The organism is Amycolatopsis sp. cg5, from assembly GCF_041346955.1.
Classification (GTDB): Bacteria; Actinomycetota; Actinomycetes; order Mycobacteriales; family Pseudonocardiaceae; genus Amycolatopsis.
Genome location: NZ_CP166849.1, coordinates 7602882 through 7627281 on the forward strand (window position 1 = coordinate 7602882; position 24400 = coordinate 7627281).

Genomic DNA, 24400 nt, shown 5'->3' on the forward strand with positions numbered 1-24400 from the left:
TATCCTATGTGCTGGACGGGGCGCGTCCATCTGTTGAGATGCTCACCTCAAGAGCTCGCGAAGCCGCCGTGCAGAGCGCGTTCAGCGCGACCGCACGCGGCATGACCTCCGACGGCAGCTCACGAGGCCCGGTCGCCACCGCGAACACCGTTCCGCCACGCCCGGTGGCCCTGATCAGGCCATCCTGCGCGGACACGGTCAGCCGCTTGCACTCGGCCTTCGACAGCACGGCGTCCACGACGACCACGCCGGTCGAGCCCACCGCCAGCGCCCAGACCTCGCCCACAGCGTCAAGCTCACTAGCCGCTTCACAAGCCGCGTAGCCGTCCTCAGCCGTCCCTGGAGCTTCAGAAGCGACAGTCACCGCAGGCACGATCGGAACCACCTCGTGCGGCTCCGCGCCGACAGGGAACCCAAGGCCGTGCTCGCTTAACCAACGCATGACGCCGTCCGCAGCGGCCAGCCCGGCTGGGCCGCCCGACGAGAAGCACAACGCGTCGATCCGCTGAACCAGGTTCTCAGGACCGAGAAGGTCCGTCTCGCGCGTACCAAGAGCAGGCCCGCGAAAGTCCACCGCCGCGCCCGTCACCGACGAGAACAGCACGACAGTGACCTCACCGGACGAGCCGACCGAGACAGTCACCCGGTCAGCGCCTGGATCAGGCTCTCCTGCACCCAGGTCAGCCAGTGGTAGACGCCCAGGTGCGGCGCGCGCGGGTCGTCCTCGGGCAGTTCGTCGGGCATGTCCTCGGTGACGTCGAGCGCCGTGCCGAGCGCGAGGCGGACGTCGTTGAGCGCCTTGAGCCAGGCGTCGGCCTGCTCGAAGTCCAGCCGGACGTCGCCGCCGTCACGGGGCAGCGTCTCGAGCACCACGGCCGCGACGCCGACCTTCAGGTCCAGCAGCTCCGGCTCGTGCAGCGAGCGCATCGCCGCCGCCGAGTCGAGCGACTCCTTGGTCGGGTTGTCCGGGTCGAGCCGGTGGAAGTCGGGCAGCAGCCGCGACAGCACGGGGTCGTCCGGCGACTCGGTCGGGCCGGTGCGGATCCCGGTCAGCTCGGCGAGCTCGTCCTGCGGTGCCTCCTCGGCACGCGCGCGCAGCATGTCCTCGAGCTGGCTGACCAGCCCGCGGAGCACGGCGGCCTCCTGCTGCTCGAACCCGGCGAGCACGACCTCGCCCTTACGGCGCCAGTTCTTCATCAGGGCTGCTCCATGGTCGCCCAGAGGCCGGCCGCGTGCAGGCGCGCGACGTCGGCCTCCACCTTGTCCTTCGATCCCGACGACACGATGGCCTTGCCCTTGTGGTGCACGTCGAGCATCAGCTTCGTGGCGTGGTCTCTGCTGTACCCGAACAGCTTCTGGAACACATAGGTCACGTAGGACATCAGGTTGACCGGGTCGTTCCAGACGATGGTCTGCCAAGGTTTGTCCTCGGCGACGACCTCGCCCCCAAGCGGGTCAACCTGCGTCTGCTCGGCAACGACAGGCGTCGACATGCTGCCCATGGTGTCACGATGGCCAGTGGGGACGGGCTGGCAGGGCCCGCCATGTGAGTGAATAGGCTGAGCGCATGGCCTCCGAAAACGGCACCGAAGCGGTCATCAGCACCGCGTTGCTCACCGACCACTACGAGCTGACGATGCTGAGCAGCGCGCTGGCCGATGGGACGGCCGACCGGCCGTGCGTGTTCGAGGTCTTCGCGCGGCGGCTGCCGGACGGCCGCCGCTACGGCGTGGTCGCCGGCACCGCGCGGGTGCTCGACGCGATCGCCGACTTCAAGTTCACCGACGCCGAGATCGGCCAGCTCGAATCGACGGCCGTCGTCGACGCCGAGACCCTCGAATGGCTCGCGAACTACTCGTTCGGCGGCGACATCGAGGGCTACCCCGAGGGCGAGCTGTACTTCCCGAACTCGCCGATCCTCACCGTGACCGGCGGGTTCGCCGAGGCGGTCGTGCTGGAGACGCTGGTCCTGTCGATCCTCAACCACGACAGCGCCATCGCGTCGGCCGCCGCCCGCATGTCGAGTGCCGCGCACGGCAGGCCGATCATCGAGATGGGCGGGCGCCGCACGCACGAGTGGGCCGCCGTCGCCGCCGCGCGCGCCTCCTACCTGGCCGGATTCGCGACCACGTCCAACCTCGAAGCAGGCCGCCGCTACGGCATCCCGACGCGGGGCACGGTCGCGCACGCGTTCATGCTGCTGCACGCCAGCGAGGAGGAGGCCTTCCGCGCGCAGATCGCGAAGATGGGCCCCGACACCACCCTGCTGGTCGACACCTACGACATCAGCACCGGCATCGACACGGCCGTGCGTGTCGCGGGCAAGGAGCTCGGCGCGATCCGCATCGACTCCGGCGACGTCGGCGTGCTCGCCCGCCAGGCCCGTGAGCAGCTCGACTCGCTCGGCGCGCGCGACACCCGCATCGTCGTCTCCGGTGATCTCGACGAGCACGCCATCGCCGCGCTGCGCGCCGAGCCGGTCGACGCGTACGGCGTCGGCACGTCCGTGGTCACCGGATCGGGTGCGCCGACCGCGGGCATGGTCTACAAGCTGGTCGAGGTCGACGGCAGGCCGGTCGCCAAGCGCAGCGCGCAGAAGATCTCGCGCGGCGGCCGCAAGGCGGCGATCCGCAGGCACAAGAGCACCGGCACGGCCGTCGAAGAAGTCATCTACACCGTCGACGGGCCGGTGCCCGACTCGGACGAGTACGACCGCGCGCTGCAGATCCCCCTGGTGCGCGCTGGACAAACCGTGGACGATCTGCCCACGCTGGACGACGCGCGGGCCCGGCTGCGCCGCGCGCTGGTGAGCCTGCCGTGGGAGGGCCTCAAGCTCTCGCACGGCGAACCCGCAATTCCGACGCTTTTCCTCTAGGAGACGAACATGGGTACCGCCCTGATCGTGGTCGATGTGCAGAACGACTTCTGCGAAGGCGGCTCGCTCGGCCTGCCGGGTGGCGCGGCCGCCGCCGAGGCCATCTCGAAGCTCGCCACCAGCGGTGACTACACGCACGTCGTGGCCACCCGCGACTACCACATCGACCCGGGCTCGCACTTCAGCGAGACGCCGGACTTCAAGGACTCGTGGCCGCGTCACTGCGTCGCGGGCACGCCGGGCGCCTCGTTCCACCCCGCGCTCGACGTCGCGCCGGTGAACGCGGTGTTCTCCAAGGGCGAGTACAGCGCCGCCTACTCCGGCTTCGAGGGCGCGTCCGGCGACGGCCAGTCGCTCAAGGACTGGCTGGCCGCGCACGAGGTCACCGAGGTCGACGTGGTCGGCATCGCGACGGACTTCTGCGTGCGCGCGACCGCGCTGGACGCCGCGAAGGCCGGGCTCAAGGTGCGGGTGCTGCTCGACCTGACCGTCGGTGGCTCGCAGCCGACGGTCGACGCCGCGCTGAAGGACTTCGACGAGGCCGGCGTGACCTACACCGGCACCGCCCCGGTCCCGGCCGCATGACGACGCCGTTCCTGGAGACGCTCGCGCGGCACCGGCTCGTCGCGATCCTGCGTGCCGCCGACGCGTCGCGCTTCGTGGAGGTGGCCTCGGTGCTGCACGGCGCCGGGGTCCGCCTGCTCGAGGCGACGCTGACCACGCCGGGCGCGCCGGACGCGATCACCGCCATCCGCAAGGAGCTCGACACCGGCACCCTCGTCGGCGCGGGCAGTGTGCGCACGGTGTCCGATGTGGACATCGCGGCCGACGCGGGCGCGGACTTCCTGATCACGCCGACGGTCAGCCCCGCCGTGCTGGAGCGCGCGGCGGCACGCGAGGTGCCGGTGATCTGCGGCGCGCTGACGCCGACGGAGATCGACCAGGCCTGGCAGGCGGGCGCGGCGGCGGTGAAGGTCTTCCCGGCCGCGGCGCTCGGCGGGGTGGCGTACGTGCACGCGGTGCGCGCGCCGATGCCGGACGTCCCGCTGGTGCCGACCGGCGGCGTCTACCTCACCGACGTGCCGAAGTACCTGGCCGCGGGCGCGATCGCGGTCGCCGCCGCGACGCCGTTGCTCGAAGACGCGCTGACCGGCGGTTCGCTCGACGCGCTGGCCGCCAGGGCGCGTGAGTTCGTGACCGCCGCTTCGGGCTCGTGAGCGTTGCGGGCGGTTCTAACCGCCCGCAACGCGCACGACCTCAGCCTCGTCCGTACGGGTCACATCCGGCGCTGCCCGCGTAGATGTCCCCGCTGATCGGGCCGCCTTCCGGGAACAGCTGGATGTGGATGGCGGTCGTGATCAGCGACCCGTCGGCGGGCTCCGGCACGACGACCTCGTTCAGCACGATCTTGGCCAGCGGCTTGTCCTTCTCCGGCCCGTCGATCATCACCACGGTGTTCTTCTCGATCTTGTCCGGCGACGCGAAGCCCTCCACCGCGCCGAACTGGACGTAGCCGTTGCTGCCGAACGCCGTCGTGCTGCATTTGACGTCGAAGGTGCGGACCGTGATCACCGGCCCGCCGAACTGCTTCAGCAGCGTCGTCTCGAACCGCGAACCGCGCGCCTGCCCGACGGCGACGTAGGTGCCCTCCTGCGTCGTCCAGCCGCAGTCGGAGTCGGCGGCGCCGTACTTGATCATGTCGCCGATCGACCCGCCATTGGACTTGTTCTTCTTCGGCCCGGCCACCGAGCACAACGCCAGCGAATCCATGTACAGGTGGTCGGATCCGGCCGTGACGTCGACCTTGCCCGCCGACGCCCATGCGGACGGCGGTTTGTCCTCGTCCGCGTTCGCCACGGCCGGTGCCGCCACCAGCCCGCCGCACGCCAGCACCGCCATCGCGGCCGCACGCGTCCTCTCGCCCCACGCCATGGGCGCCTCCTTAACTCGTGTTTCCCCACTTCGACATCGGCGTGTGACGGATTCACCCTGACCACCCGGTGAAAACACCACCCGAAGGTGTAGAGGTGATCCACGAGTGAGGAATGCGACTTTGTCCAGCCGGGCACGAGAGGTGGCGGTTAGCCTCGGCTGGTTCCACGATGATCTCTGGAGGACCCCATGGCATCGCTGTCCGTCGACGCGCGGCGCACCGTACTGGCCGACCTGATCCCCGGCACGCTCGCGCGCGACCTCGCGCTGGTGGCGGGCGGTGCCGGGCTCACCGGCCTCGCCGCGCAGTTGTCCGTGCACATCCCGGGCACCCCCGTTCCGCTGACCGGCCAGACCTTCGCCGCGCTGCTCGTGGGCGCCGCGCTCGGCTGGCAGCGCGGTGCCGCCTCGATGCTGGTGTACCTGCTCGTCGGCGCCGCGGGCGTGCCCTGGTTCCAGAACGGCACCGCCGGCCTGAGCGGCGCCAGCGCCGGCTACATCGTCGGGTTCGTCTTCGCGGGCGCGCTGGTCGGCGCGCTCGCGGGCCGTGGCGGCGACCGCACCCCGCTGCGTGCCGCGGGCACCATGGTGCTCGGCAACGTCGCGATCTACGCGTTCGGCGTGCCGTGGCTGATGGCCTCGACCGGCTTCGGCCTGGCGACCGCGCTCGACAAGGGTGTCGTCCCGTTCCTGATCGGCGACGCGATCAAGATCGTGCTCGCCTCCGCGCTGCTGCCCGCGACATGGGCGCTGGTCAACCGCTTCCGCCGCTGATCCGAATGGACCGTTGCCCGCGGATTTCGCGGGCAACGGTCACCGATGGCCCGGTACCGCCCGATCTTGACGGTGGTCCGGGCTATCTTCTTGGGCGTGGCCAGATCTGAACTCCCCGGCGTGCTCGAACTCCTCACCCACGCGGTCGAGGCGGTCGGCGGCGCCGAGCGCGCGGGTCAGGTCGAGATGGCGGACGCGGTCGGCCGCGCCATCCGCACCGGCGAGCACCTGGCCGTGCAGGCCGGCACCGGCACCGGCAAGTCGCTGGCGTACCTGGTTCCCGCCATCCGCCACGCGGTGGAGAAGGAGGCGACCGTCGTCGTCTCGACGGCGACCATCGCGCTGCAGCGCCAGCTCGTCGACAGGGACCTGCCCCGCCTGGCGAAGTCGTTGAAGAAGGTGCTCGGCCGCGAGCCGACGTTCGCCATCCTCAAGGGCCGCCGCAACTATCTCTGCCTGCACCGGCTCGACACGGGCGCGCCCGACGAGCCGGAGGACCAGGCGCTGTTCGACCCGTTCGCCGTGTCCCGGCTGGGCAAGGACGTCAAACGACTCTTCGAGTGGTCGTCCGACACCGAGACCGGCGACCGTGACGAGCTGGTGCCCGGCGTCGCCGACCAGGCGTGGCGCCAGGTTTCGGTCACCGCCAAGGAATGTCTCGGCGCCGCGCGCTGCCCGATCGGCACGGACTGCTTCGCGGAGAAGGCACGCGCCGAAGCCGGCCGCGCGGACATCGTGGTCACCAACCACGCGCTGCTCGCCATCGACGCGCTCCAGGGCTATCAGGTGTTGCCCGAGCACGACGTGGTGATCATCGACGAGGCGCACGAGCTGGTCGACAGGGTCACCTCGGTGGCCACCGGCGAGCTCACCGCGTCCATGGTCTCGGTCGCGGTCCGCCGCTGCGGCAAGCTGATCGACGCCGACATCGCGGATCGCCTGATGGAGTCCAGCGACGCGATGGCCCTCATCCTCGACGATCTGCAGGCCGGCCGCTTCGACACGCTGCCCAAGCCGCTGGCGGGCGTGCTCGCCGGTGTCCGCGACTCGGCGCACGCGTGCATCACCGCGATGGGCCCCGACCGCAAGGAAGAGGTCGAGGACGCCACCGCGCGCAAGCTCGCCCGCACCCTGCTCGACGAGATCCACGACAACGCGATGCGCATGCTCGAAGCCTTCGACCCCGACCAGGCGCATCAGCGCGACGTGGTCTGGATGACGGCCGACACCTTCTCCGCCAATCCCCGCCCGCCGTCACTGAAAGTCGCGCCGCTCGCCGTCGCCGGTCTGCTCCGCGAGAAGGTCTTCGGCCTCAACACGACCATCCTGACCTCGGCGACGCTGACCTTGGGCGGCAACTTCGACACCCTCGCCCGCCAGTGGGGCCTGCCGCCCAAGCAGCTCAAGGTCGTCAAGGCCGAGGGCGCCGCGACGGACAAGGAAGCCCCGTCCGACATCGAGTCGGTCAAGTGGACCGGCATCGACGTGGGTTCCCCGTTCGACCACAAGCGCAACGGCATCCTCTACATGGCCAAACACCTGCCAGCACCGGGCAGGGACGGCCTCCAGAAGTCCACATTGGACGAGATCGCCGAGCTGGTCGACGCGGCAGGCGGCCGCACGCTCGGCCTGTTCTCGTCGATGCGCGCGGCCAAGCAGGCCGCCGAGGAGCTGCGCGACCGCATCAAGTACCCGATCCTGTGCCAGGGCGAGGATTCGACGTCACTCCTGGTCCAGAAGTTCGCGGAGGACGCCCGCACCTGCCTGTTCGGCACGCTCTCGCTCTGGCAGGGCGTCGACGTCCCCGGCCCGTCACTGCAGCTGGTGCTGGTCGACCGCATCCCGTTCCCCCGCCCTGACGACCCGGTCTCCTCGGCCCGCCAGCGCGCGGTGGAAGCCCGCGGCGGCAACGGTTTCTTGACGGTCGCGGCCACCCACGCGGCGCTCCTGCTCGCGCAGGGCACCGGCAGGCTCCACCGGGCGATCAGCGACCGCGGCGTCGTGGCCGTGCTCGACTCCCGCATCGCGACCGCACGCTACGGCGGGTTCCTGCGTGCCTCGCTGCCCCCGCTCTGGCCCACCACGGACCCCCAAGTGGTGCGCGACGCGCTGCGCAGGCTCGACGCGGCGGCCCCCGCCTGAGCTCACCCAGCGCGCCCGGCTACCGTTAAGGAATCAGAAGTTCTTAGGAGAACCGCTTGTCCCAGGACTCGGCCAACGCACAGTCCCGTACCGTCAGCGTCGACGACACCGGTGTCCGACGCCAGCTCGCCGACGGCAGCGAAGAAGCCGTCACCTGGCAGGAACTGACCGCGGTCGTGATCAGAGTGATTCCCGAGGGCCTCTCGAAGGAAGACGTGTTCTTCATGCTCGCGGGCGCCGACGGCAAGGGAACCGCCATCCCCAGCGCGGACCCCGCGGCGGACGCGCTGATCGAGCGCCTCCAGACGCTCCCCGGCTTCAACCACGAGAAGTTCGTCGAGGCCATGACCACGGACGCCGACGAAGCGTACGTGGTGTGGAGCGCCGACAAGGCCGCGAAGTGAACTTGCACTGCGGGGTCTGCGGCTCAGCGCGGCTGACCCCGCCCGGCGAGATCCAGGTGCCGGGCTCGACGGCCATCACCTTCACGCTCAAGCCTCGCGTCGGCATGTTCAAGTCCCGCCCGAAGCTTGAGGTCACGAAGGCCCGTGCCTGCCGGGACTGCGGCACGATCTTCCCCGTCGTAAGCCGAACCCTGCTCGCCAGGCACCTCGACGAGGGCACCACCGAGGACTACGGCGACTAGATCGCGGGCAACCTGGCGGCGACCATCTTGGCGGCGGTCTTGGCCACCGCACATTGTGCCTGCAAGTCCGTGTCCTTTTCTTCAAAGTGCAGCATCACCGTCTCGATCCACTTGTGGTCCGGCGGTCCGGCGACTCCGGTGAACGGCCGGTGGGCGATTTCCGCCTTGCAGCTGCCTTCCCAGCCGTTGTCGCCTTCCTCCACATACACATCGCGCCCGCCGATTTTGAACAGTTCGCCTTCTTCAGCGCCCAGCGGTGCCCACTCACGAACGAACTCGACCGTCAACTGACGGCTCTGGAACGTCCAGAAACACTGCCAATTGCCGAAGGCAGCCGCCATCTCCGCTTGACCACCAAGCACCTGCGCGCTTTCCTGGGTGCTCAGCAACGCACAAGCGTCCACCGCCACCAGTGATCCCTCTGGGGGCTGCTTGCGTCGAGGAATCTGCCCTTGATTGAGCACCTTGAGTGCCCCGTCGACAGCAGGCTCAGCGATCATGCAAATGTCTTTGATCCACGCGTGGTTGTGTTTGACCACCAACTCGACCTTGTTTCCGTCGGGCAGCCAAATGATCCTCGTGCATTTGTCGTTCTCCGCAGGTGTGCGTTCAGGTATGCCGATGTGCCCTGGTTCCGGCAGCTTCGGAGGCGGCGGTATTTCGCCGCGCAGCTGGATCGCGACGCGCACGTCGAACTTGTTTTCGGGATCGGACCCACGCGTGACATGAGCCTCGCAGCCGTCGAAATTCCCGTAATCGGGATCCGGGGACACCTGCCCGAATTGGGCGAGCACGGTCAGGTCGAGCAGCGAGCACGGGTCCGCCGTGTGCTGGTCCCCCACGGTCGCGGCGGTGACCGCGCCCTCGCGAAACGCGAACAACAACCCTGCGACGAGCAGGGCCACCAGCGCCACCGCGCCCCCGATGAGCGCACGGCGCGGCAAACGGCGACGACGACGGGGCGCACGTTGTTCAGGCACTGTCTCGCCCGCGACCTCCGCAAGCATCCGCGCGGCCTCACGGGCACTCGGCCGCGCGGCGGCAGGCCTGCGCAGCAGCTCGGCGAGCACCGGAGTCAGCACGCCCGCCTTACGAGGCGCCTCCAGTTCGAACGCCGCGGCCCGCCGCAACTGCCGCAACGGGGTGTCTTCGGAGTCTCCCCACGGCGAACCGCCCTCGACCGCGGCGAACAAGGTCGCGCCCAGCGAAAACACGTCTGACGCCTTGGTCGCGTCGAGCCCGTCGGCGACTTCGGGCGCCAGGTAGGCGGGAGTGCCGCCGACCAGCCCGGTCTCCGTCCGGGTCACTTCGGCCCAGCGCGCGATCCCGAGGTCGGTCAGCTTCGCGGTGCCGTCGTCGGCCACCAGCACGTTGCCCGGCTTGATGTCGCGGTGCACGATCCCCTTGTCGTGCATCGCCGCCAGCGCGCTCGCCAGCTGCAGGCCGATATGGGCGGCCTCGTCGTGGGACATGACCCCGTCCGAGGCGAGGATCGCGGCCAAGCTCCGCGACGGCAGGTACTCCATGACCAGCCAGCGCTCATCGTCGAAGGTGACCGCGTCGTACACGCTGACCACGTTCGGATGCTGCAACCCCGCGCCGATCCGCGCCTCGCGCCGGATCTGCCCGCCGTCACCGGAGTGGGATCGTTTGAGCGCGACGGTACGACCGAGCTCCAGGTCGGTGGCCCGCCACACGACACCCATCCCACCCGCCCCGACCTGTTCCTCCAGCCGGTAACGCTCAGCGATCACACTCCCACCCATGGGTGGAGAGTGTAGTGGCGAACGGCGCAACGTCCCGCGCTAATGAGGTAACCGAGCGGCCACAAGATTGGCCACGGCTTCGACTCCGCCGCAATTGTCCGCGGGCTGCTTGCCCTGTTCTTCCAGGTAGAACTCGATCAGCTCGACACGTTCCCGGTCCACGCCCCGGAACGGCCGGTATTCGAGCTTGAGCACGCAGGCTTCGGGCCAATTGCCAGGCCCTTCCTTGATGACCGCCCGACGCGAACCGACCATGGCAGGCCTGCCACCGGTGGGGGCCAAGGGCGCGATCTCCCGATCGAACCAGATGGTCAGTTGCTTGGCCCCGAACCGCCACTCACAGTTCCAGTAACCGAAGTACGGACTCGGTTTCGCACTGCCACCGACTGTCTGGACGATGTCCCGCTCCGAAGGCAGCTCGCACGCGTTAAGACTCGCCAAAGAGCCTGCCTGAGGCGGAGGCCTTCGCGGAATCTGACCTTTGTTAAGCACCGCTAGCGCCGAGACGGTCGCCGAGTCGGCTATTTCGCAGAGACTGGCTTGATACCCATGGCTGTGGGTGACCCCGATCGTGAACACATTGCCGTCCGGCAACCGGATGTCGCGCCCACAATCCCCATCCTTCGCCAGCGGTGTTTCCGGCATGGGGATCTTCCCCGGCTCGGGTTTCACCACCGGTGGGGAGTCCGGCAGCGCGATGACCGCCTTGACCTCCACCACGTCTTCGGGAATACCGCTCGGAATGGCCAGCAACGCGCGGCATTCGTTGAGCGAGTCCCGATCCGAGACCACGGTGACCCTGCCGAACCGGCTCAGTTCCGCGGTGTCGAACATCCCGCACGGATCCGCGGTGCGCTGATAACCCGTGCTGTCGGCGGTCACCGGATCGGGCAATGCGAACAAGATGGTCGCCACGGCGACAACGAGGATCACGCCTGCCGCGGCGAAGACGAGTCTCCTGCGCGAAGCCCGGAACCGCCGCCGCCGCGGTTCCGGCACCTCGATCTCCGCGATTCCGGCCAACGCACGCATCGCCTCGGCCGCGGTCGGCCGCTCAGCGGGGCGCCGCCGCAGCAGCCCGTCGAGCACCGGCGCCAGCGGGCCTGCCTGCCGCACAGGTTCGATCTCGAACGCGGCCGCTCGCCGCAACTGCCGGAACGGCGTGTCCCCGCCACCCCAGGGCGAACCGCCCTCGACCGCCGCGAACAACGTCGCACCGAGTGCGAACACATCGGCCTCGGCGCCGGCTTCCTGCCCGTCCGCCACTTCGGGAGCGAGGTAGCCGGGAGTGCCACTGATCAAGCCCGTGTCCGTGCGGGTCACTTCCGCCCAGTGCGCGATGCCCAGGTCGGTCAGCTTGGCGGTGCCGTCGTCGGCCACCAGGACGTTGCCGGGCTTGAGGTCCCGGTGCACCATCCCCTTGGCATGCATCGCCGCCAGCGCGCTCGCGACCTGGGCGCCGATCCTAGCCGCCGCGGTGGGAGAAACCGGTCCGTCGGAGTCCAGGATGTCGGCCAGGTTCCGCGATGGCAGGTACTCCATCACCAGCCAGCGGTCGTCGTCGTGGGTCACCGCGTCATAAACGCTGACCACGTTCGGGTGCTGAAGGCCGGCACCGATCCGAGCCTCCCGCCGGAGCTGACCGCCGTCACCGTCATGATGCGACCTTTTGAGCGCCACCACGCGACGTAGCTCGAGGTCGGTGGCACGCCAGACGACACCCATGCCACCGGCGCCGATTCGCTCCTCTAGTCGGTAACGCTCAGCGATCACCCTCCCGCCCATGGCGGCAAAGTGTAATGCCGGTTCAGGAGGACTTAATGCCCGTCGGAAGATTTTCCGTCACGGGAATCCCCTTCTTGAGGGTCCGGCTCACCGTGCAAAGCCGCTCGATCGAGCGATCCACGGCCGCGGCCAGCGCCACCCGCTGTTCTTCATCCAGCGAAGACAGATCGACGTCGAAGTTGACGTGGACCGCGTCCAGCTCGGAGGCGCCCTCACGCCGGTCGGCGGTCACCTCGACGCGGAACTTCGAGTCCTCACCGATCCGCCGGGTGATGAGGTTCTCCGCGGTCACCGCCGAGCAGCCCGCCGCGGCTATCTGCAGCAACTCGGCCGGTGAAAACGACCCCTGCTGCCCATTACGGCCGATGCGGACCTCGGCCCCACGCTCGTTACGCCCGACGAACTCGTGCTCGCCTTCACGCTGAACTTCCAGTGCCATATCGATGAGAACCGCCTCGGCTCAGCCGTTGTTCCACTGTCCGAGCACGGTCACAGTCCCCGGATCGACCTCGGTGAACCCGGCATCCCGCACCGCGATCACCCCACGTTCACGCCAGGCACCCGCCGGATCGTCGCCGGGATGCAATTCCTTCCAGCGCGCGACGCTCGGCGTCCGCACCGCGCAGCGGTATCCGCCGGCTGCCCACGCCGTGACCTGCTCGGCGTCGAGCAGTGAAGCCAGGATCATCGTCGCGTGCCCGACCTGCGCCGCCGCCTTGCCGACCGTCATCGGCACTTCGGGGTTCAGCCACAGCACCGGCACCCCGTCCGGCACCGGCCCCGGCTCGTCCGCGGGCAGCTCGCTGCCGGAGATCTGCAGCTTGCTGACCTCTTTCGGCGCCTCGACGACCAGCCCCGGCACCAACGCACGCGCTTCGGCGCCGTCGACGGTCACCGTGATGCCCGGCAGCGCCTGCACGGCTTGCCAATGCGCACCGCGCGCCCGGCGCGAGACTTTGCGAATGCGCTCGTCGACCCACGCGCTCACCTCGGCATGCCACTCGCCTTCCGGCTCGGCGCGCTCGTCAAGGCAGACGGCGATCGAAGCCGCCGCGGCCGCCTCGAGCAGCGCGGTCCGCCCGGGTGGCTCCGCGCGCTCGATCCGCAGGATGATCGGCATGGCCCTGACCAGCTCGGGTACCTCGTCCGAGGTGTCGTTCGTGTCCTCGGCGGACAGCCCGAGCCAGTAGGCGTAGCGCGCACCCAGCGATTCCAGCACGCTCATGGCCGCAGCGATTCCAGCCCGTCGGCGGCGTCGGCCGCCTCGACTTCGGCACGCGTGACGCCCAGTACGAACAGCACCGCGTCGAGGTACGGGTGCGAGATAGCGGTGTCCGCGACCTCGCGCAGCGCGGGCTTCGCGTTGAACGCGACGCCCATCCCCGCGACCGAGAGCATGTCGATGTCATTCGCCCCATCGCCGACCGCGACGCACTGTTCGAGCGGGATCTCGTATTCGGCCGCGAACCGCTGCAACGCCGTCGCCTTGCCCGCCCGGTCGACGATGTCCCCGACGACCCGCCCGGTCAGCTTGCCGTCGACGATCTCCAGCTCGTTGGCCGCCGCGAAGTCCAGCCCGAGGTCCTCGACGAGGTTGTCGATGATCGTCAAGAAACCGCCGGACACGACCCCGCACCGGAAGCCCATCCGCTTCAAGGTCCGCACGGTCGTCCGCGCACCCGGCGTCAGCTCCAGCGAGTCCGCGACGTCCTTGAGCACGCTGGCCGGGAGCCCTTCGAGCAGCGCGACGCGCTTGATCAGCGACTCCGAGAAGTTCAGCTCACCTCGCATCGCGGCGTCGGTGATCTCGCGGATCTTCGCTTCGTTCCCGGCGTACGCGCCGAGCATCTCGATGACCTCACCCTGGATGAGGGTCGAGTCGACGTCGAACACGACCAGCCGCTTCGCACGCCGCGCGATACCGGCTCGCTCGACAGCCAGGTCCAGCTCGACCTTCGCGGCCAGGTCGGCCAGCTCGGACCGCAGCTGGGCGTCGGCCTTCTCGGTGTCTTCGGCGACCGAGACGTACATTTCGAGACCCGTCACCGGGTAGTCGGCGACGCTGCGGATCGAGTCGATGTTCGCCCCGATCCCGGCCAGTCCCCGCGCGACCTCGGCGAACCCGCGCGCGGTCACCGGCCGGCCGAGCACGACCACGACGTGGGTGGAGTCGATCCGCCCCAGCGCGAACGGGTCCTCACCGATCTCCGAGCCGATCCGCACGTCGACCTGCATACCGACCGAGGCCATCGCCTGCTCGACTGACTCCTGCAGGCCTTCGGGGTCGCGGTAGACCCCGGCCAGCACGCCCAGGATGAGCTTGCCCCGGATGACGACCTGCTCGACGTCGAGCACGTCGACGTCATGCCTGGTCAGCACGGCGAACAGCGCGGAAGAGACACCGGGTTTGTCAGGACCGGTGGTGGTGATGAGGACTGGGGTCTGCGTCACTGTGGTCTTCCTTTAGTCGGCGCATGAAAAACGACGCGTGCCCAACGAACAGACACGCGTCGTTTTCCGGTCCATTTACTACTGCTCGCTCGCGTTGTCCTTGTCGTGGGACCCCGGCATCGCGGCTTCGGTGAGGAGCTGCGAAGGAGCCTTCGCGTGGTCCTCGTTGTGCAGCTGGTTACCGAAGAAGCCGATCTCACCTTCGACGCGCAGCCGCTCCACCATGTGCGGGTAGTGCATCTCGAACGCCGGGCGCTCCGAACGGATGCGCGGCAGCGAGGTGAAGTTGTGCCGCGGTGGCGGGCAGGACGTCGCCCACTCGAGTGAGTTGCCGTAGCCCCACGGGTCGTCGACCGTGACGATCTCGCCGTAGCGGTAGCTCTTGAAGACGTTCCAGATGAACGGCAGCGTCGAGGCGCCGAGGATGTACGCGCCGATCGTGGAGATCGTGTTCAGCGTGGTGAACCCGTCGCCGGCGAGGTAGTCGGCGTACCGGCGCGGCATGCCCTCGTTGCCCAGCCAGTGCTGGACGAGGAAGGTGCCGTGGAAGCCGATGAACGTGGTCCAGAAGTGCCACTTCCCGAGCTTCTCGTCCATCATCCGGCCCGTGATCTTCGGGAACCAGAAGTAGATGCCGGCGAAGGTCGCGAACACGATCGTGCCGTAGAGCACGTAGTGGAAGTGCGCCACCACGAAGTAGCTGTCCGAAACGTGGAAGTCGATCGCGGGCGCGGCCAGCAGAATGCCGGTCAGGCCGCCGAAGAGGAAGGTCACCAGGAAGCCGATGGAGAAGATCATCGGCGTCTCGAAGGAGATCTGCCCCTTCCACATCGTGCCGATCCAGTTGAAGAACTTCACACCGGTCGGGACCGCGATCAGGAAGGTCATGAAGGAGAAGAACGGCAGCAGCACCGAACCGGTCGCGTACATGTGGTGCGCCCACACGGCGATGGACAGCGCGGCGATCGCCAGCGTCGCCCAAACCAGGCTCTTGTAGCCGAACAGCGGCTTGCGGCTGAAGACCGGGAAGATCTCCGACACGATCCCGAAGAACGGTAGCGCGACGATATAGACCTCTGGATGGCCGAAGAACCAGAAGAGGTGTTGCCAGAGGATCACGCCGCCGTTGGCCGGATCGAAGACGTGTGCGCCGAGATGCCGGTCCGCCAGCAGGCCCATCAGAGCCGCGGTCAGGATCGGGAACGCCAGCAGGATCAGGATACCGGTGATCAGGATGTTCCAGGTGAAGATCGGCATCCGGTACATCGTCATGCCGGGCGCGCGCAGGCAGATCACCGTGGTGATCATGTTGACCGCGCCGAGGATGGTGCCGAGACCGGACACCACCAGGCCGGAGATCCAGAGGTCGGCGCCGACACCCGGCGAGTGGATCGCGTCGGACAGCGGCGTGTAGGCGAACCAGCCGAAGTCCGCGGCGCCACCCGGGGTGAGGAAGCCGGACATCACGATGAGGCCGCCGAACAGGTACAGCCAGTACGAGAACGCGTTCAACCGCGGGAACGCGACGTCGGGCGAGCCGATCTGCAGGGGCAGGATGAAGTTCGCGAAACCGAAGAGGATCGGGGTCGCGTACAGCAGCAGCATCACCGTGCCGTGCATGGTGAACAGCTGGTTGTACTGCTCCTGCGAAAGGAACTGCTGCCCTGGGCGGGCCAGCTCCGTCCTGATGAGCATCGCCATCGCGCCGCCGCCCATGAAGAAGGCGAACGACGTCACGAGGTACATGATGCCGATCTGCTTGTGGTCCGTCGTGCGGAACAACCGCAGCAGGTACGAACCCTTAACCGACTCGCGCGCGGGGTATGGGCGCGTGGCGATCGGCTTGGGGGCTACGGCCGTCACTCCTGCCTCCAACACTGTGGTGGTCATCATCGGGTCGTCGAAGTGCGCTCGGGCCCACTTCAACGGCTGAGGGGATCGTAGCCCTCACTACCGACAGTCGCGCGCACCGGCTGGCAAGATCACGCGATGCGCGATGAGTACACGCTTTCAGGGGTGGCCGCGGCCGTCCAAGTGGCCAAGCGTCTGGGGCTCCCCCACGAGGACCCCGAACTGCTCCATGACCGGTCGAACGTGCTGGTGAGGCTGGGTTCGGTGGTCGCGCGCGTGCCCGCGACCACCGCGCTGGTCCGGCCGGAGCCGCACGATTGGCTGGCTCGTGACGTCGCGTTGTCGTCGTTCCTCACCGAGCGTGGTGTGCGGGTTGTCTCACCTCTGTCGGATCCAGGGCCGGGACCGCATTTCGCCGCAGGTCACTGGGTCACTTTGTGGCATTTCACCCCGCATGACCCGAACCACCGGTTCACCGCCGCCGAGGTCGCCACGTCCCTGCACGCGGTACACGTCGCGCTCCGTGACTACGAAGGCCCGCTCCCCTCCGACGGGCCGCTCGCGGAGACCTACCGGGCACTCGATCTCTGGGAGCACGTGCTGGAAGGCGCCGCCGACCGGCTGCGCGCCGAAACGGACCGGATCGCCGCGACCCTGCCCACCGGGCCGGCGCAGGCCCTGCACGGCGACGCGCACCCGGGGAACCTGATCGCCACCCCGGCCGGTCCGTGCTGGCTGGACTTCGAGGACACCTGGCGCGGCCCGCTCGCCTGGGATCTCGGCGTACTCCGCGGCAGCCTCCCCGGCGCGCTCGACGCCTACCCGGAGCCCTCCGATCCGGCCGATCTGGACCCCTTCGAAAATTTGCGGAAACTTTTTGAAGTGCCCTGGCGATTCATTGTGGCGCAACGGTTTCCGCGCGAAATCGAGGCCGCCCGACACTGCCTTGAGAGGTACTTCGCGTGAAACTTGTCGGTGCACCCGGCTAGCGTCCTGAGCGTGAAGAGTGACAACTTCACACCCAGCACGCGGCGCCGCGGCGCCGCACTGGAATCGGTGGCTCATCCCTGAGCCGCCGGTCCCGGACCGTCCCGAAAAGACGGACCGGAGCCCCGATAATCACGTGGGCGAGGAGCCGCCGTTCCGGTATCCACTGGCTTCCCGGGAGTCAGCCGGACCGGAGACGGACGCACCGAGCGACGCATTGAACGTGGGTTCCGGCCGCCATCGGCGAAGTGGCCACTTCGCCGGGCCTGCTCGACGAGTTCCTGGAGTGGTGACAGCTCCGTTGTCCGGAGGACTCGTCGAACCGGTCTGCACAGTACGGACGGCGGTGATGGTGACCGCCCTGCCCGACCGGCACGGGCCGGGCGGTCACTGTCCCGGACCCACGGGACAAGCCCAACTGAATTCAGCCGGCCCACGACGAGATCCACTACGTCACGGCACGCATCGGACGACCGGCCAGCACGATCGGTCATCACGGCCGGAGAGCACGATCGGTCAGCCGCGCGGATACCAGTCGAGAATCGCGCGGGAGACGAGGTCGGGAACCTCCAGCGGTGTCAGGTGCCCGGAGTCGGGCAGAACTTCGAGCGTCGAATTCGGCGCGGCCTCCGCGATCAGTTTCGCCTGATCGACAGGAGTGGCTTTGTCATGCTCGCCGACCAGTACGAGCGTCGGCACGGCGGTCTCGCGCAGCAGGTCGAGCGAGTCCGGCCTGGCGGCCATCGCACGGGCCGCCCAGGCGATCCCGGCCGCGGGCTGCGCTTCGATCAGCTCGCGCGTCGAGGAGACGAGATCGGCCCGCTCGGCGAGCGTGCCATCGGCGAACATCAACGGCATGACGTAGTCGGCGAGCCAGCCTGCGGTGCCCTCGGCCTCCACTCGTGCCGCCTGGTCGAGCCTGGCCTGCGCGGCTTCGGGCGCGTCAGCGGTCGCCTTGGTGTCGATGAAGACGAGCCCGCCGATCCGTTCCGGCGCGGCACACAGCACGGCCTGTGTCAGGTAGCCGCCCATCGAGCAGCCGCCGAGCACGACCTGGTCCAGCTCCAGCTTGTCGAGCAGGGCGATCACGTCGCGCGCGGCGTCGTCGAGACTGGGCTCGCGGTCCGCTTCGGGCTGTGGTTCGGGCATCGGTGACCTGCCGAGCCCGCGCTGATCCGGTGTGATCACCCTGATCTGCGCGGCGAGTGGCGCTCGGACCGCGTTCCACATGCGGGAGTCGACGGGAAAGGCGTGCAGCAGGACCAAAGGCAGTTCGGGCATGACAGCATTCTGTCGGACCTCGCGGCTACCGTCCTCGCTATGACGATCAAGTTCGGGGATCTGGCCACCACTCGCCTGCTGCTGCGCCAAGTCCGTGAAACGGATCGCCAGGCCGTCATCGAGATCCAGACCGATCCGGAGACCAACCGTTTCCACCCCGAACCGCCGGACGAGCAGGCTGCGGTGAAGGAACTGGGCAACTGGCTCGAACACTGGACGGAGTACGGCTACGGCTACGTCGCCGTGCTCGAAGCGGGTTCCGACGAGGTGATCGGCATCGGCGGCATCCGTCACCGGCGTTTTCACGGCAAGCGGATGCTGAACCTGTACTACCGCTTCCGCCCCAGCGCCTGGGGCAAGGGCTACGCGCTCGAGACGGCACGGGCGATCGTCGAATGGGCAGAGCGAGAGCTGCCGGAATTCCCGGTGGTGGTCAGCGCGGCCGAGGTCAACGAACCGTCATGGCGGCTCGCGGAACGCCTCGGCTTCGCTGACTACGTCGTCGAGTCCTACGGGGGCTTGCTGACACGGCATTACCGCCGCTGAGCTCACGCGCCTTCGTTAGCGGCGCTGGCTCGGCCGACGCCTGGCCCGTGCCTCCCAGCACGGCCGATGCCAATGCCTGCGGTCGGCGACGGACCCGGTCTCGTCGGCAGGCCAGACCACCACATGAGGTGTGCCCGGCCGGATCTCGTGGTCGCAGCCAGGGCAGCGGTACTCCTTGGTCGCCTGGGCTCCGGGCACACTGCGGACCAGCCACTCGCCGTCGTGACCCGCCTCGGCCCGCGCCCAGCCCATCGAAGCTCCCATTTCGGGCGCGCGGCGGCCGGGATCAGGGCGATTGCGTCGAGGCACGTGCTCCACGCTAACGCCCACTTCTAGCCTGAGAAGTACTGACCCGGCGGTACCCCGACCGCCCGCCGGAAGGCCGCCACGAACGCGCTCGCCGACGAGTACCCGACCCGTCTGGCCACCCCGTCGAGCGGCAATCCCCCGGCCAGCCATGGCAAGGCCGCGCGCAGCCGCGCCTGGGTCCGCCACGCACCGAAGGTCAGATGGCACTCGGCGAGGAAGAGACGGGCGAGCGTACGTTCCGCGGCGCCGACCAACTGCCCGAAATCGGCAAGCCCACGATCGTCGGCCGGATCGGTGATCAGTATCTCGGCCACCCGTCGAGCGCGAGGATCATCAGGCATCGGCACGGTGATCGGTACGACGTCCACCGGCTCGAGCAGGTCGAAAGCAACGGCTTCGGCCCGGCGCCGGGGTTCGCCGTCGACGTCTCCAGTCAGGTACTCCAGCAATTCGCGCAGCAATGGCCGGACAGCGAGGAGTCTCGGCTCCGGCCAGTCGACCGGGCAACGGCAGACCTCGGCATAGATACCGCGCAGCAACGCGTGGTCCATCGCACCGGTCCGGTGCACGACGCCCGCCGGGATCCACAACGCCCGTGTCGGCGGAAGCACCCATTGCGCGTCGCCGACGTTCACCGCGGCCACGCCCTGCGCCGACCAGGCCAGCTGGTGCGATTCGTGCGCGTGCCACGGAAACCAGGTGCCCGCCGGCAGGTCGAGGGCACCCAGGATCATGGCTGCCGAAGGCGGCGAAAGTCTGGATTGCGACATCAGTTGTCAGACTATCGCCTTTCGGCCATCGCCTCGCTCTCTTAACGTCGAGGGCATGCCGATGAACCTCCTCCACCGCAAGCTGTGCTCGTCGGAAAAATGGGCGGATTACGTCGCCGCGGAACTTCCCCGGCGCCTCGACGGCTTCGAGCTGGGCGACAACGTGCTGGAACTAGGGCCCGGGTTCGGAGCGACCACCAGCGTTCTGGTCGACCGCGTACCGAAACTCACGTCGCTGGAGATCGACGACGCCTCGGTTTCGCACCTGCGCGCGAAATTCGGGGATCGGGTGACCGTCGTGCACGGCGACGGCGCGCGAATGCCCTTTGAAGACAACACTTTCTCGGCGGTCGTCTGCTTCACGATGCTCCACCATGTGCCGACGACCGCGCTCCAGGACGCGATCTTCGCCGAGGCGTACCGGGTGCTGCGGCCAGGCGGCCTCCTCCGGGCCACCGACAGTCAGCTGAGCTTCCGGTTCCGGTTGCTGCACATCGGCGACACGATGAACGTCCTCGACGTGTCCACCCTGCCGGGCCGGCTTGCCCGCGCGGGGTTCGCCGAGGTCGAGATCGAGCACGTCCCGAAGCAGATCGTCAAGCTCTCGGCGGTCAAATCCGGCTGAGGATCTCCTTGTGCGTCAACGCTTCCCAGTCCAGACGGGCCAAAGTCCGGCCGCTCGCGGCGTAGTCGGCCCTGCCGATCGCCGACTTGATGGTGATCGCCGCGTCCACCATCGGCGTGGCGACACCCGCCCGAGCGGCCAGCGCCTGCAGCGGGACGAGCGTTGACGAGATGTCCTCGCGCAAGAAGCGGTGGTCGAGGCTCTGCGGCGCCTGGATCGCCTTGTACGGCTCGACCGAACGGATCGCGTCGAGCAGGCTCGTGGTCGTGCAGCCGTAATACCGGTCGAGCACCTCGGTCATCGGGAGCAGGCGAGCGCCGTACACGGCGGCGACCGCGCCGAACTCGCGTTCGACCTGCTCCAGCAGGACGACCGTGCGTTCGGACAGGCCTTCGGCGTAGAACAGCAGATCCTCGGCGCGGTCGATGGTGCCCAAATTGGCCAATGCGATCGGCACGTGGGCGACGGCGCCGAAGTCGGTCAGGCCGCGCTCGATCGGATTGCGGGCACGTTCGAGCATCGGGAACCACTCGATGAGCATGTCCGCGTGCCGGTCGACGGCACCGGGCGTGGCGCCCGAGATGAGGTTCCAGCCCTTCATACCGAGCACATCGACGCTGTCGTCACCGTCCGGGCGGGCCGCGAACAAGGCGTCGGTCTCGACCACGTCGACGCCCGTCACGCCCGATTGGCGCAGCAAGCACGAGAACTCGACGCTGCCGCACAGCTTGCTCGAAAACAGCACCACCACGTGGTCCGGCGTCAGGTGCGGCGCGAGTTTGGCCGCGACCTCGGGGTAGGCCGTGGTCACGGTCGCGATGAAGACCACCCGGCAGCAGGCCAGCAGCTCCGCGGGGTCGTTCGTGACCAGGCTGAGAGGAAACTCGCCCTTGAGATGGCCCCGCGCGTTGAGCGTGCTCGCCACCCTTGTGTCTCGGGTGCAGAGATGCACGGGTAGTCCTCGTGACGCCAGGTAAGCGGCGAGCGCCCGCCCCTCGCCACCGGCTCCGACGACCCCGATTCCGTTCAGCGTCACCATTCCTCCTCGCGCTCGGCCTCTGCGCAGGAGTGGTCGGGCCGTTCGGTAAGAAAGTTCCTTTCTCAGCGGGCGGGATTCACGAAACTCAGGAGAACGCGAGGGCGAGCGGGACGTGCTGCTCGGCTGTGGTCAACGAGCCATGCTGACCCACCAGCGAAGACTCGACGGCCTCCGCCATCTCCAGCTTCATGCCGAAGCCGTCTCGTGCCGCAGCCACGACGTCGCCGATCCGTGGGCGCACCCAATCGTTGACGTGTGGGCCGAACCAGCCTGCCGCGATCGCCTCGTCTCGGGACAGGATCCAGGCACGTTCGCCGATCACGGCGCGCCAAGCGGCGAGCACGTCGGCTTGGGCGCCGTCTTCGGTGTAGACGTGACGCGCGCGCACCTCGCCGCCGACGGCGCGGACGCCTTCGAGGAGGTCGGGGGTCGCTTCGACGTCGAGGGCGTCCTCGACGGTCACCATCCCGTGGTCGGCGACGACGGCGAGCATTCCACCGGGTGGCAGGTTCTCGACGATCGACTCGACGAGCCGGTCGACGTGGCGCAGCTGCATCCGCCACGCGGTCGAGCCGGGGCCGTAAACGTGGCCGAGCATGTCGAGTTCGCTGTGGTAGGCGTAGCAGAAGCTCGGCTTCGCCTCCATCGCGCGCACGGTCTGTGCGGTGAGGTCGCCGAACGCGCGGACGCCCACGTACTGGCCGCCGCGCTGCACCGCCCTGGTCAAGCCCGAGCGTTTGAACTGCGCATAGTTGACGACGCTCGTGGTGACCCCGGCCTTGGCCGCGCGCTCGAAGGTCGTCGGCAGCGGCTGCACCTCCTCGGGCACGAGCACGCCCAGCAGGTTCGAACCGTCGGCGTGGCTGGTCCAGCGCAGTGCGTTCAGCACGCCGGCGCCCGGCACCTCGAAGGTGTAGCCGGCCATCCCGTGCTCGCCCGAGGCGACACCGGTGCCGATCGCGGCCACCCCGGCTGCGGTGGTGGACGGGAACCCGACCCGCAGCGGGCGGTTCACCAGCTCGGTCAGCACAGGCGCGCAGTCGGCGTGCTCGGCGAGCAGCTCCCAGCCGAGGCCGTCGATGAGGAGTACGCAGGCGCGGGCGACGGCCGGGAACTCGAGGGTGTTGGCGAAGCCGTCGACGCCGAGCGCGGCGAGCATCGACGGGACGACCTGGCTCAGATGCGGGCGGTCGTCGGGTAGCGGCAGGTGCACCGGGCCAGCTTCCCACCCGGGGCCCGGTACGGCGATAATCCGGGTATGCCGACTTACGCTTATCGCTGCCGTGAATGTGGCGGCACCTTCGACCTGATGCGCCCGATGAGCGAGTCCGGCACCCCGGCCACCTGCCCGGACGGGCACCAGGACACGGTCAAGCTGCTCACCACCGTCGCGCTCACCGGCTCGGGTTCCGGTTCCGGTGCGAGCGCCCCCGCGCCCTCGGGTGGGGGCGGGGGCTGCTGCGGCGGCGGGTGCTGCGGCTAGCTCGCCTTCAGCGCCTGGTCGAGGTCGTGCCAAAGGTCCTCGACGTCTTCGAGGCCGACCGACATCCGGAGCAGGTTGTCGGTGACACCCGCGCCGTGGCGGTCGCCCTCTTCGACGATGCGGTGGCTGATCGACGCCGGGTGCTGAATCAGCGTGTCGACGCTGCCCAGGCTCACGGCGGGCGTGATCAACCGGACCGCGGCGATGACCGCGTGCGGGTCGCCCTCCACCTCGAACGCGACCAGCGGCCCGCCGATGCCCGGGTAGTGCACGGCACGGACACCCGGGTGCTCACGGAGCCGTTCGACCAGCACGGCCGCGGTCGCCGAAGCTGCCGTCACGCGCAGCGGCAGCGTGGAAAGCCCGCGCAGCAACATGTACGCGGCCAGCGGGTGCAGGATCCCGCCGGTGGCAAAGCGAATCTGACGCAGACGCGCGGCTTCCTCGGCGCCGCAAGCGACGACGCCGCCCATGACGTCACCGTGGCCGCCGAGGAACTTGGTCGCGCTGTGCAGCACCAGGCTCGCGCCGAGCCTGCCGGGGCGCTGCAGCACCGGTGTCGCGAACGTGTTGTCGACCAGCAGCGGCACGTCGCCGCAGACCGCGGCGAGCTCGGCGATGTCGACCTCGCTCAACGTCGGGTTCGCCGGTGTCTCGACGAAAACGAGACCGGTGTCCGGCCGGAGAGCACTCGCGAGAGTCTCCGGCGAGGCCCAGGTGACCTCGGTGCCGAGCAGCCCCGAGGTCAGGATGTGGTCCGTGCAGCCGTAAACCGGGCGCACCGCGACCACGTGCCGCTTGCCCTGCGCCACGGCCACGAGCAGGCTCGCCGACACCGCGGCCATCCCGCTCGCGAAGGCGACAGCGTGCTCGAACCCTTCGAGTTCGGCGATGGCCTGCTCGAACCGCTCGACGGTGGGGTTGGAGATCCGGCCGTAGACCGGGGTGCCCGGGTCGAGCGCACCGGTGGCGAACACGTCCAGCCTGCGCGCCTCGTCGGCGCTGTCGCGGGACGGGTAGGTCGTGGACAGGTCGAGAGGGGCAGCGTGCAGGCCGAGGTCGGTGAGGTCGTCACGTCCGGCATGCACGGCGCGGGTCCGCATCGCTGAGGTCATACGCAGAGCGTCGCTCTTTCGCC

At 68.8% G+C, this 24400-nt stretch carries 27 protein-coding genes; 11 read left to right on the top strand and 16 right to left on the bottom strand.

Translation table 11 applies throughout. The annotated features are described in order from the left end of the window. Window positions 1-4 precede the first annotated feature (4 nt). The 3 genes from AB5J62_RS34275 to clpS are packed head-to-tail and all read right to left on the bottom strand — an operon-like array spanning window position 5 to window position 1493. Window positions 5-643 carry a P1 family peptidase gene (locus tag AB5J62_RS34275; protein ID WP_370944147.1) on the bottom strand — a complete coding sequence of 213 codons (639 nt, stop codon included), beginning with the start codon at window positions 641-643 and terminating at the stop codon, window positions 5-7. Next, window positions 640-1197, bottom strand: coding sequence for a DUF2017 domain-containing protein (locus AB5J62_RS34280; protein WP_370944148.1), 558 nt, complete (start codon window positions 1195-1197; stop codon window positions 640-642). Before AB5J62_RS34280 ends, AB5J62_RS34275 begins: the two co-directional genes overlap by 4 nt. Continuing rightward, entirely contained in the window at window positions 1197-1493 is a 297-nt protein-coding gene (gene clpS, locus AB5J62_RS34285) for an ATP-dependent Clp protease adapter ClpS (RefSeq protein ID WP_091290397.1), read from the bottom strand. The genes AB5J62_RS34280 and clpS overlap by 1 nt, the downstream gene beginning before the upstream one ends. A 74-nt stretch (window positions 1494-1567) precedes the next feature. On the opposite strand from clpS, the gene AB5J62_RS34290 reads away from it, so the two are divergent. The 3 genes from AB5J62_RS34290 to AB5J62_RS34300 are packed head-to-tail and all read left to right on the top strand — an operon-like array spanning window position 1568 to window position 4092. Continuing rightward, window positions 1568-2875, top strand: a complete 1308-nt coding sequence (locus AB5J62_RS34290; RefSeq protein WP_370944149.1) for a nicotinate phosphoribosyltransferase — start codon at window positions 1568-1570, stop codon at window positions 2873-2875. 9 nt (window positions 2876-2884) lie between these two features. Further along, window positions 2885-3460, top strand: a complete 576-nt coding sequence (locus AB5J62_RS34295; RefSeq protein ID WP_370944150.1) for an isochorismatase family protein — start codon at window positions 2885-2887, stop codon at window positions 3458-3460. Next, window positions 3457-4092 carry a bifunctional 4-hydroxy-2-oxoglutarate aldolase/2-dehydro-3-deoxy-phosphogluconate aldolase gene (locus AB5J62_RS34300; RefSeq protein ID WP_370944151.1) on the top strand — a complete coding sequence of 212 codons (636 nt, stop codon included), beginning with the start codon at window positions 3457-3459 and terminating at the stop codon, window positions 4090-4092. The genes AB5J62_RS34295 and AB5J62_RS34300 overlap by 4 nt, the downstream gene beginning before the upstream one ends. A 40-nt stretch (window positions 4093-4132) precedes the next feature. Here AB5J62_RS34300 and AB5J62_RS34305 read toward each other — a convergent pair whose 3' ends face one another. Beyond that, window positions 4133-4807: a choice-of-anchor P family protein gene (locus AB5J62_RS34305; protein WP_370944152.1), complete on the bottom strand. Its 675-nt coding sequence runs from the start codon at window positions 4805-4807 to the stop codon at window positions 4133-4135. Between the two features lie 189 nt (window positions 4808-4996). Here AB5J62_RS34305 and AB5J62_RS34310 point away from each other — a divergent pair, with 189 nt between their 5' ends. From AB5J62_RS34310 to AB5J62_RS34325, 4 genes are all read left to right on the top strand, one after another. Continuing rightward, on the top strand, window positions 4997-5581 hold the full coding sequence (locus AB5J62_RS34310; RefSeq protein ID WP_370944153.1) for a biotin transporter BioY: 585 nt from the start codon (window positions 4997-4999) through the stop codon (window positions 5579-5581). A 96-nt stretch (window positions 5582-5677) separates the two neighbouring features. Next, complete coding sequence (locus tag AB5J62_RS34315) at window positions 5678-7723, top strand: ATP-dependent DNA helicase (RefSeq protein WP_370944154.1); 2046 nt, start codon at window positions 5678-5680, stop codon at window positions 7721-7723. 56 nt (window positions 7724-7779) lie between these two features. Beyond that, window positions 7780-8127, top strand: a complete 348-nt coding sequence (locus tag AB5J62_RS34320) for a hypothetical protein (protein WP_091289487.1) — start codon at window positions 7780-7782, stop codon at window positions 8125-8127. Beyond that, window positions 8124-8369, top strand: coding sequence for a hypothetical protein (locus AB5J62_RS34325; RefSeq protein WP_370944155.1), 246 nt, complete (start codon window positions 8124-8126; stop codon window positions 8367-8369). Before AB5J62_RS34320 ends, AB5J62_RS34325 begins: the two co-directional genes overlap by 4 nt. Here the strand turns inward: AB5J62_RS34325 and AB5J62_RS34330 are convergent. The 6 genes from AB5J62_RS34330 to ctaD all read right to left on the bottom strand — a co-directional run bounded on the left by AB5J62_RS34330 (window position 8366) and on the right by ctaD (window position 16234). Next, entirely contained in the window at window positions 8366-10123 is a 1758-nt protein-coding gene (locus AB5J62_RS34330; protein ID WP_370944156.1) for a serine/threonine-protein kinase, read from the bottom strand. The two genes, AB5J62_RS34325 and AB5J62_RS34330, sit on opposite strands and share 4 nt — an antisense overlap. A 51-nt stretch (window positions 10124-10174) precedes the next feature. Beyond that, a complete protein-coding gene (locus tag AB5J62_RS34335; RefSeq protein ID WP_370944157.1) occupies window positions 10175-11920 on the bottom strand; it encodes a serine/threonine-protein kinase in 1746 nt (581 codons plus the stop codon). A gap of 22 nt (window positions 11921-11942) precedes the next feature. Further along, entirely contained in the window at window positions 11943-12359 is a 417-nt protein-coding gene (locus tag AB5J62_RS34340; protein ID WP_370944158.1) for an OsmC family protein, read from the bottom strand. Between the two features lie 21 nt (window positions 12360-12380). Further along, on the bottom strand, window positions 12381-13145 hold the full coding sequence (locus AB5J62_RS34345; RefSeq protein WP_370944159.1) for a peptidyl-tRNA hydrolase: 765 nt from the start codon (window positions 13143-13145) through the stop codon (window positions 12381-12383). After that, window positions 13142-14371, bottom strand: coding sequence for a phosphoserine phosphatase SerB (gene serB, locus AB5J62_RS34350; RefSeq protein WP_370944160.1), 1230 nt, complete (start codon window positions 14369-14371; stop codon window positions 13142-13144). The genes AB5J62_RS34345 and serB overlap by 4 nt, the downstream gene beginning before the upstream one ends. A 78-nt stretch (window positions 14372-14449) precedes the next feature. Further along, entirely contained in the window at window positions 14450-16234 is a 1785-nt protein-coding gene (gene ctaD, locus AB5J62_RS34355) for a cytochrome c oxidase subunit I (protein WP_370944161.1), read from the bottom strand. A 126-nt stretch (window positions 16235-16360) separates the two neighbouring features. Between ctaD and AB5J62_RS34360 the strand changes: the two genes are divergently transcribed. After that, window positions 16361-17188, top strand: a complete 828-nt coding sequence (locus AB5J62_RS34360) for a phosphotransferase (protein WP_370944162.1) — start codon at window positions 16361-16363, stop codon at window positions 17186-17188. 537 nt (window positions 17189-17725) lie between these two features. Here AB5J62_RS34360 and AB5J62_RS34365 read toward each other — a convergent pair. Continuing rightward, the gene (locus tag AB5J62_RS34365) at window positions 17726-18490 is read right to left on the bottom strand and encodes an alpha/beta fold hydrolase (protein ID WP_370944163.1); all 765 of its coding nucleotides are present in this window, start codon (window positions 18488-18490) and stop codon (window positions 17726-17728) included. Between the two features lie 39 nt (window positions 18491-18529). On the opposite strand from AB5J62_RS34365, the gene AB5J62_RS34370 reads away from it, so the two are divergent. Next, entirely contained in the window at window positions 18530-19036 is a 507-nt protein-coding gene (locus tag AB5J62_RS34370; RefSeq protein ID WP_370944164.1) for a GNAT family N-acetyltransferase, read from the top strand. A 15-nt stretch (window positions 19037-19051) separates the two neighbouring features. Here AB5J62_RS34370 and AB5J62_RS34375 read toward each other — a convergent pair whose 3' ends face one another. Continuing rightward, on the bottom strand, window positions 19052-19345 hold the full coding sequence (locus AB5J62_RS34375; protein WP_370944165.1) for a hypothetical protein: 294 nt from the start codon (window positions 19343-19345) through the stop codon (window positions 19052-19054). A 23-nt stretch (window positions 19346-19368) separates the two neighbouring features. Beyond that, window positions 19369-20115, bottom strand: coding sequence for a helix-turn-helix domain-containing protein (locus AB5J62_RS34380; RefSeq protein ID WP_370944166.1), 747 nt, complete (start codon window positions 20113-20115; stop codon window positions 19369-19371). A gap of 55 nt (window positions 20116-20170) precedes the next feature. Here AB5J62_RS34380 and AB5J62_RS34385 point away from each other — a divergent pair, with 55 nt between their 5' ends. Beyond that, window positions 20171-20740: a class I SAM-dependent methyltransferase gene (locus AB5J62_RS34385; protein ID WP_370944167.1), complete on the top strand. Its 570-nt coding sequence runs from the start codon at window positions 20171-20173 to the stop codon at window positions 20738-20740. Here the strand turns inward: AB5J62_RS34385 and AB5J62_RS34390 are convergent. Continuing rightward, on the bottom strand, window positions 20727-21779 hold the full coding sequence (locus tag AB5J62_RS34390) for an NAD/NADP octopine/nopaline dehydrogenase family protein (RefSeq protein WP_370944168.1): 1053 nt from the start codon (window positions 21777-21779) through the stop codon (window positions 20727-20729). The two genes, AB5J62_RS34385 and AB5J62_RS34390, sit on opposite strands and share 14 nt — an antisense overlap. Window positions 21780-21864: 85 nt before the next feature. Further along, the gene (locus tag AB5J62_RS34395; RefSeq protein ID WP_370950411.1) at window positions 21865-22938 is read right to left on the bottom strand and encodes an alkaline phosphatase family protein; all 1074 of its coding nucleotides are present in this window, start codon (window positions 22936-22938) and stop codon (window positions 21865-21867) included. A 99-nt stretch (window positions 22939-23037) separates the two neighbouring features. On the opposite strand from AB5J62_RS34395, the gene AB5J62_RS34400 reads away from it, so the two are divergent. Next, complete coding sequence (locus AB5J62_RS34400) at window positions 23038-23262, top strand: zinc ribbon domain-containing protein (protein ID WP_091289500.1); 225 nt, start codon at window positions 23038-23040, stop codon at window positions 23260-23262. Here the strand turns inward: AB5J62_RS34400 and AB5J62_RS34405 are convergent. Next, the gene (locus tag AB5J62_RS34405) at window positions 23259-24377 is read right to left on the bottom strand and encodes a PLP-dependent aspartate aminotransferase family protein (protein ID WP_370944169.1); all 1119 of its coding nucleotides are present in this window, start codon (window positions 24375-24377) and stop codon (window positions 23259-23261) included. The genes AB5J62_RS34400 and AB5J62_RS34405 overlap by 4 nt on opposite strands. Window positions 24378-24400 lie beyond the last annotated feature (23 nt).